This is a genomic window from Zooshikella harenae (assembly GCF_018837975.1).
In the GTDB taxonomy this organism is placed as follows: domain Bacteria; phylum Pseudomonadota; class Gammaproteobacteria; order Pseudomonadales; family Zooshikellaceae; genus Zooshikella; species Zooshikella harenae.
Genome location: NZ_JAGSOY010000120.1, coordinates 1 through 7,006 on the forward strand (window position 1 = coordinate 1; position 7,006 = coordinate 7,006).

Genomic DNA, 7,006 nt, shown 5'->3' on the forward strand with positions numbered 1-7,006 from the left:
ATCTTTCCAACATCTTTAGAACTTGCCCCCAGAAGACCTACACGAATTCCTGCTGCTTTGAGCACTTTTGTACTTTGACGGCTAAGAATAAGAAGCACAATGAGATTTATAAGCGGAACCACAGAAAGCACTCCCAAGATGGCGGTAATAGCAATGTGATTTAAACGTAGCGACAAACGAATAGCCGTAACTGCGATTAAAATGAGCAGTGCTATTGAAAGCAACCAAAAGAAAATGAGCCCAACCTCACCTTGTCCTTCCAGAACTTTGCCTAGAGGATTCAATAAGAATTGGCCTAAAACCAACAGAAGCAGCGCTCTCTGCCTGGACGCAACGCTTGAGACCATTTCCCGGTCTATTTTCGTCGTACCAGAAAGATCTGATTCTGGAGAAGCATATATTTTTGAGTTCGGCACGGTTTTTCCTTTTTCTGTGATTTAACGCCGCCAGCAGGGGACGAAAAACCAGAGCGAAGCGGCGGTTTTTTGTTCCCTCTGGCTGGCCTTGTTAAATGTTTTACTGCACAACAACATACTTTACTTCTTTAGGCCGTTTTTCAGACATAATAAAATTTTGCCATTCTTTCAGTGCAGCTTTGAATGAACTGATATTTAATGTTGCACTACACGATTCTTCTAAGAGCGAATATACCTCAACACTATTAGAGCTGATGCTTGCACCCCATGCTTCGCGATCCCAATCCTGGGATTTACTACTGCCAGAAATGACTGCATCAACTCTTTTAAGGCCCTCATTAATCCAATTGAAGGTATGCTCCTCAGTAAGGCCGCCGTCATCCATTAATAGACAGCCCAACAAGTCGATACCGTCTTCACTCAAAACGTCAGTCTCACAGACAGGCGTAAGATTCCCAAAGGGCTCAGACCAAAATAGCTTTATTTCCACAGAGGCCATTTCCATACATTTAACGCCCGCAGCTGCGGACGACTTGTAGCGACGAAGGAGCGGAAAGGCGTTCCGACAGCCTGCGCTTGTTAAATGTTTTTGGTAAGCACATGCTCTGCAATTTTAAAAGCAGCAGACATTGCCTGACCACGTTGTGGATAGTCATTTGGGACTACCTCAATCTCTTGAACTTCAAGGTTTCCATCGTGCTTTTCATTTGCAATTTGCACCCCTGCCAATATTTCTTCAATATGCCTATCAAGATCAAACTGTATCTCAGCCTCTTCTTGCTTTAAGGCGAGACGCTTAACCACAAGCACACCGTCTTCTGGCGTTTTACCGAACTTTATTGAGACAAGAACACAGCCTGGGCCTGTGACATGCTGCCTCCGATAATATGTACTTTCGTGAATACTCATAGACATTTAACTATTAATGAACGTCACTCTGACGCAAGATATTACGTCATGGTGACGTATAACACTCCAATAAATTATAAGCAGCTCACACTTTTTACGCCAAATCCATACTTCGCACATGTAGCTATCTATATGATATTTAAGAAGTTGTCTAATATTTAAACGGTTGTTATACGTCAGAGTGACGTAATATATTACGTCACTTTAACGACGCTTTAGAAAAATTAACCGTCGCTATTTATGAGAATTATTTTGAGACAACCCTATAATCAATCAAGTATATAATTAACTGAACTGACTGATTAACTTTTTTCTTTTAAAAGCATATTTAAGCTTTTTTAAAATAGCGCTCCAATTTTTTAGTACCGCATAATCTATAAAAAAAGCCCACCGTAGTGGGCAAGGGACAATAAAAAGAGAAGACCTTACTTAATGGTATTGAACTAATTGATGGGCTATCTTTGCAACGCCTTTAGCTGTTAAACGCACTTGATCAACGATCTTTTCTGAGCCATCTTGACGTTCAATCGCTGTAAATTTATGAACTAAAAAGCCACGTTGAATTTTATCCTGATAGGCGGTCCAGCCAGGAGCACCCGGACGGCGATAAATCCATTTGTTTGTAGATAACCAGCTAAACAAATCCTTTGGTTTTATCTGTAAGTCTTTAGCCGCGTTAGTAATACAAAAGCTCTCATCACCCCCTGCTATTTTCTCAAAAGCTTCGGCCTTGGGGAGCACAGCTTTAATCTCTTCCTTAGCCACATCTAATTGAGCTGTTTTTGTTTCAATAATAGATTGAGCCACTTGCAACGCTTTTGCTAACACCAGGCTTGGATCGTCTTTTTCCTGACCGGCAATATAACCACCATTTTTACGAATACTGGGCAGTACTTCGTGTGTTACCCAGCGTTTGAATACTTTGGCTTCAGGCCGACGACTTTTAAGAACAGCTGAATACAGACCAGACTCGTTAATCGTTTGTAGTTCCTGGCTTCCACCAGGGGTGCCCATAATGTGGGTACCCTTTTCATCCACATCTAAAGAGCGAGTCATCTTATATGCTGTCACATAACCCAATACCTCTGCCACATCCTTCGCCACAAACCAAGGTTCACCCTCTTTGTTAATCACTCGCACTGCAGATGTATTAAATTTAAAAGGTATTATGTTCATTATTATTTTCCTTAATCTATTTAAAAAAAAGCCCACCGTAGTGGGCATTGCGCAATCATTAATTGTCTTTATGCTTAAAATGTTTGCTTATTTTTTGGTAAAACAAAGCGGATTCACGTTGATCCTGTCGGTGCTTATAAACCCAATTTACGACAACAGTGATCATGGTTAGTATGACACCGATAATGACTCCCCAATCTCTTACAGTAAATCCTGCAATAACCGTCACTGCACTGGCAGCATAAGGTGCATTAGAAATTATTTTCTCGGTAATCATCGGACTAACCATTATTTATCGTTGCGGGCAACACCTTTCACTTTTTCCATGGTGCGAATACCACCTAATCCCAACAGCGTTAAAACCAAAGTAATGAGCTGGCTGGTATCAATCGTGGGTAGCATTTCGACGACATCGGTACGATTAGCGAGGGATAAACCAATGATAATCAAGTCTCTTAATACCCAGGCATACGTCAGTAATCCTACACATAACCAGCCCAGGCCAGGACGCCAACCGGATACAAAGATGGATGGATGCTTAGCTTCTTCTAGTGTGGTTAAGGCTTGAAGGATATGCGGCTGGTTCAGTGTTTCGAGGGTTTTATTCCGGGCTTTTAGTCGTTCTTCATCACTGGTAAATAAATCATCAAGGCCGCTCATGATGGAACCAGCAATGTCAGGTATCAGCTTATTAATACTCATCGTTTACTACACGCGGTTAAACTCATCAATATCGCTGACAACAGACCACCAATCTTTTACATCAAAATTAGGGCACGTCTTATGCTGATCTAAATCGTAATGTCCACACACTTCAGCATCAGGATATTTAATCTTCCACTCGTGTATAACACGCTCCAAGCTTTGCATCTGCGCATCGGTAAATTGATCACAACCAATTAAACACACCCCCAGGCTTGTGCTGTTGTGTCCAGCCACATGAGCACCCATCCAAAACTCAGGGCGACCATTCTCTACTCGTCCATCACGTCGTATAACACAATGGTAACCAATACCTACCCAACCACGGCCTCTATGCCAACGGTGGATATCTGCAGCTGAATCATCCCTTCCGTTCGGTGAGTCAGAACAATGCACAACCAATCGGGTAATGTTCATAGATTTCTTCCTTAAAATGAAAAAAAGCCCGCTATGACAGGCTTACGACACAAATATCTAAAAACGCTTAACTGTCACACAAACGTCATACCAGTCTTACAACTAAAATTTCATTTGACCCTTTTTTTTGACCTGTTTTAAAATCATTGAGAATCAAGCAGTTATAGAAGTGGGTAAAAAAAGGGTTCAACACCCTCAATCAAGCTACAGTTCTTTAACAATCCGTACTTTAGCTGTTTTAGCTCTAGTTCACTGCCGCATAGGCAGCTTAGAAAAGTCGCTTAGACTGACCGCTGAGCTGAAAACTGTTCACTGCCGCATAGGCAGCTTAGAAAGACATCGGTACACATGTGGCCCGTGCTGGTGCGTTCACTGCCGCATAGGCAGCTTAGAAATGTGATAAATCGTTCACCGAGCACACGCTCTTGTTCACTGCCGCATAGGCAGCTTAGAAAAAATTATTGCAGAGTTTGGTAATAAGCCTGACGTTCACTGCCGCATAGGCAGCTTAGAAACGAATCCATGTCCTTAGCTTCTTTTTGAGTAAGTTCACTGCCGCATAGGCAGCTTAGAAATTTAATGTGACTGTTATCACCATCTTTACCCCGTTCACTGCCGCATAGGCAGCTTAGAAATGATATGCCCACGATAGATAAGGTGTATCGTCGTTCACTGCCGCATAGGCAGCTTAGAAAATGGCAGGTTCTTTATCCGGTGCCGAATTAGGGTTCACTGCCGCATAGGCAGCTTAGAAATTACGAAGTAATTAGATAATCGTGTTTACATGGTTCACTGCCGCATAGGCAGCTTAGAAATGCCACTCCCTGCATGTACGGCAACGCAATGTGTTCACTGCCGCATAGGCAGCTTAGAAATTTGTACTAAACAAAATACCGCTACTTAGTAAGTTCACTGCCGCATAGGCAGCTTAGAAATTAATACTCTGAGTTGACATAACTAAGAAGCCGTTCACTGCCGCATAGGCAGCTTAGAAATTAATACTCTGAGTTGACATAACTAAGAAGCCGTTCACTGCCGCATAGGCAGCTTAGAAAGTTATAACTCAGGGCGGCCATTCTCAATACTCCCGTCACGTCGTATAACTTTGTGATAGCCGATACCTGCCCATTTCCGCTGAATGTGCCATTGGTGAATGTCTTCAGCAGTTACATCCCTATCGTTAGGCGTGTCCGCGCAATGGACGACCAGTTTAGTAATATTCATAGTGAATTCACTTTCTCCAGGCACAAAAAAAGCCCGCATAAAGCGAGCTTTCTTTGATGAGGTTTGACCCGAGGAAAAGCCAAACGAAGAGTACAAAATGAAAAACCCCGCCGATCGGGCAGGGTTTCGCATCATGGGAAAAAGTATAAATTTAGGGGGTATTGAAATCAAGCGCTTTTTGAACGAAGTTTTAAATTAATTTCAGGTAGCGCCGATTCATCTAAGTCACTACATAAATCATGCACTAATAACTGCCATGATTTATATGTCGCTCTATAGTTTCTCTTATCACCCCCAACCACCTTGTATAAATCTACATCTTTGAACAGCCACTGCTGAGTATTAATGTAATGCTTATAATTTGTTACCCAGTATGGTACTAGCCCCTTAATCCTATTAACTACTTGCTCAGGCTTTTTTCTTGTCGGTTGGCGATTAAGCTCAACCAATATATGCCAGTAGAAGTACTGCATAATAACATCTGGCACCCCCAAGTTATCCAGCGTGTTATGATAGCGACTCATTAGCTGTTCAAGTTCATCACTTTTAGACTTAGCTTTTGTGTTTAGCTGCTTAGCTTTCTTGTAAGCGCCTTCAGCAATACATCGATTGATGTGTTTATACTTGGCTCCCTGCTTACACTCTCTACTTGATTGCCTGGTAAGACTCTTTACTTCCTTCTTAGTGGCCTTAACCCTTTCTTTGATTGATACCAACTGCATTACGTCGTCATTAAGTGTGGGTGCATAACACCACTTAACCCAAGACTTCTGAACGCCTGGTAAGCTTTCAACGGCGGCTATGACTTTACCTGCCTCTACTTGCCTGCAAATAACATCATTAACGTTTGTCTTAGCACTACTGTCTGCTCGTGCTTGTGCCGGTTTGTATGCGAGTAACTGCTCTATACGTTGCTTATTACGCATCTCTGTTTTGAGTTGTTTATTTAACTCTATAAGCCGCTTCTCTATTGAGAGTCGTTTTGTCTGTAACTCTGGATTTAAATCGGCATTTGAGCGTAAGTTAATACAGTAAGCGTCGTGAATTGCTTTTCTTATGTTCATGCCCACCCCCAAGGTGTGTATTCATTATTGTTGTTAGGCTTGCTTGGCTAGCGCTAGCGTATGTAGTGGTGGGTTTAACTGTCATTGTCTGAAAGCTGCACTCGCTTTGAGCCAGGAACCCAAAAGACGGGCGAAGACTCCTTAATGGCTTTGTTCAGGTTATCAATCATGCCCCAAATATTATCTGGAACAAGCTCAGCCACAGTTAAATCACCATCAAATACACCTCCGCTTTTGAATAAATCTTTAATGTCAATTTCGGATAAATACACAGGCTTTGCAAAAACTAGCTTTATAGCGCTTGGTTTGACGCCTTCCTCGTCACAGTAATTTTCAATATCATCTTGCAAGTAAAAAATTTCATCACCATCATGCAAACAAAGGGGTTGATCTTCATTCCAGCTATCACAATTAACAATTTCCATCTGCTCGAATTTTTCGTTTTCTTGGTTTTCCCAGCACTTTTCGCAATAAGCATTTTTAAGGTATACATGGCCGCATGTACTGCATTTGCGGTGAGTACAGTTTACATACCTGGCGACATTCTCATTCGTACCGTAAAAGACTCCATCTCGACCAACCCAACCACTCAGCTTTAGGTTTTCTTTGTACTGAGCTGCCCCATCGCTCTCAAAAAAGATAATTTTTTCCTGCTCTTTATTTAAATTTGAAATCGATTGCTGTGTGCTCATTTTTATTGCCTCCTGCAGGTGTTTTTGGTGTATTGCCGTTTATCCAAAGCTTTACCAATCAAGCTTTTTAGCTTCTTCTCGTAACTCTTTTAACGCATCTCGATACTCAGGATTTGTGAAAGAAGAGCCATGCTTTGAAATCTCATTATCAGTGTTGGGTTCGTTTTTATTTGGAGTATTTATTTGTTTATTTTTACGTTTTTTGTACTCTAATAATTTAACTATCAATCTTTTTTAGATCCTCAATTAAGTCATGTGCAGCCCGTTCATCATTACTTACAAGCTCCGCCAGCTCTGGGGATATAGCATGTATTGCATTCCAAGTAATACCTAAGCACTTATGCTTTTCCTTGAAGTAATGCAGCTCTATCAAATATCCCAAGCAATTAACTAATTGCTTATCAGC

The 7,006-nt window shown here is 41.6% G+C and carries 12 protein-coding genes and 1 CRISPR repeat array; all 12 genes read right to left on the reverse strand.

Annotation, left to right across the window (positions count from 1 at the left end; translation table 11 throughout):
• A partial coding sequence (locus KCG35_RS22960) for a hypothetical protein (RefSeq protein ID WP_215822195.1) occupies positions 1-416 on the reverse strand: 416 nt, incomplete at its 3' end.
• Between the two features lie 100 nt (positions 417-516).
• On the reverse strand, positions 517-921 hold the full coding sequence (locus KCG35_RS22965) for a hypothetical protein (protein WP_215822196.1): 405 nt from the start codon (positions 919-921) through the stop codon (positions 517-519).
• A 74-nt stretch (positions 922-995) separates the two neighbouring features.
• Positions 996-1,325: a hypothetical protein gene (locus KCG35_RS22970; protein WP_215822197.1), complete on the reverse strand. Its 330-nt coding sequence runs from the start codon at positions 1,323-1,325 to the stop codon at positions 996-998.
• Positions 1,326-1,754: 429 nt separating this feature from the next.
• The gene (locus KCG35_RS22975; RefSeq protein WP_215822198.1) at positions 1,755-2,501 is read right to left on the reverse strand and encodes a phage antirepressor; all 747 of its coding nucleotides are present in this window, start codon (positions 2,499-2,501) and stop codon (positions 1,755-1,757) included.
• A gap of 58 nt (positions 2,502-2,559) precedes the next feature.
• Entirely contained in the window at positions 2,560-2,778 is a 219-nt protein-coding gene (locus KCG35_RS22980; RefSeq protein WP_215822199.1) for an HP1 family phage holin, read from the reverse strand.
• An 11-nt stretch (positions 2,779-2,789) separates the two neighbouring features.
• Positions 2,790-3,203 (reverse strand): 3TM-type holin, encoded by a 414-nt coding sequence (locus KCG35_RS22985; RefSeq protein WP_215822200.1) that lies wholly within the window; start codon positions 3,201-3,203, stop codon positions 2,790-2,792.
• Between the two features lie 6 nt (positions 3,204-3,209).
• Positions 3,210-3,620, reverse strand: coding sequence for an N-acetylmuramoyl-L-alanine amidase (locus KCG35_RS22990; RefSeq protein ID WP_215822201.1), 411 nt, complete (start codon positions 3,618-3,620; stop codon positions 3,210-3,212).
• Positions 3,621-3,867: 247 nt separating this feature from the next.
• A CRISPR array of direct repeats spans positions 3,868-4,675; the repeat unit is 28 nt; unit sequence GTTCACTGCCGCATAGGCAGCTTAGAAA.
• Position 4,676: 1 nt separating this feature from the next.
• On the reverse strand, positions 4,677-4,940 hold the full coding sequence (locus KCG35_RS22995; protein ID WP_215822202.1) for a peptidoglycan recognition protein family protein: 264 nt from the start codon (positions 4,938-4,940) through the stop codon (positions 4,677-4,679).
• A 71-nt stretch (positions 4,941-5,011) separates the two neighbouring features.
• Positions 5,012-5,908, reverse strand: coding sequence for a bacteriophage antitermination protein Q (locus KCG35_RS23000; RefSeq protein ID WP_215822203.1), 897 nt, complete (start codon positions 5,906-5,908; stop codon positions 5,012-5,014).
• A gap of 74 nt (positions 5,909-5,982) precedes the next feature.
• Entirely contained in the window at positions 5,983-6,600 is a 618-nt protein-coding gene (locus KCG35_RS23005; RefSeq protein WP_215822204.1) for a hypothetical protein, read from the reverse strand.
• A 51-nt stretch (positions 6,601-6,651) separates the two neighbouring features.
• Positions 6,652-6,828, reverse strand: a complete 177-nt coding sequence (locus KCG35_RS23010; protein ID WP_215822205.1) for a hypothetical protein — start codon at positions 6,826-6,828, stop codon at positions 6,652-6,654.
• On the reverse strand, positions 6,818-7,006 hold a 189-nt coding region (locus KCG35_RS23015), incomplete at its 5' end, for a hypothetical protein (RefSeq protein WP_215822206.1). The genes KCG35_RS23010 and KCG35_RS23015, both read right to left, overlap by 11 nt.

What these genes read in the sequence shown, in the direction of transcription:
- KCG35_RS22965 (WP_215822196.1), bottom strand. Translation starts at nt 921, where the DNA reads ATGGAAATGGCCTCTGTGGAAATAAAGCTATTTTGGTCTGAGCCCTTT.
- KCG35_RS22970 (WP_215822197.1), bottom strand. Translation starts at nt 1,325, where the DNA reads ATGAGTATTCACGAAAGTACATATTATCGGAGGCAGCATGTCACAGGC.
- KCG35_RS22975 (WP_215822198.1), bottom strand. Translation starts at nt 2,501, where the DNA reads ATGAACATAATACCTTTTAAATTTAATACATCTGCAGTGCGAGTGATT.
- KCG35_RS22980 (WP_215822199.1), bottom strand. Translation starts at nt 2,778, where the DNA reads ATGATTACCGAGAAAATAATTTCTAATGCACCTTATGCTGCCAGTGCA.
- KCG35_RS22985 (WP_215822200.1), bottom strand. Translation starts at nt 3,203, where the DNA reads ATGAGTATTAATAAGCTGATACCTGACATTGCTGGTTCCATCATGAGC.
- KCG35_RS22990 (WP_215822201.1), bottom strand. Translation starts at nt 3,620, where the DNA reads ATGAACATTACCCGATTGGTTGTGCATTGTTCTGACTCACCGAACGGA.
- KCG35_RS23000 (WP_215822203.1), bottom strand. Translation starts at nt 5,908, where the DNA reads ATGAACATAAGAAAAGCAATTCACGACGCTTACTGTATTAACTTACGC.
- KCG35_RS23005 (WP_215822204.1), bottom strand. Translation starts at nt 6,600, where the DNA reads ATGAGCACACAGCAATCGATTTCAAATTTAAATAAAGAGCAGGAAAAA.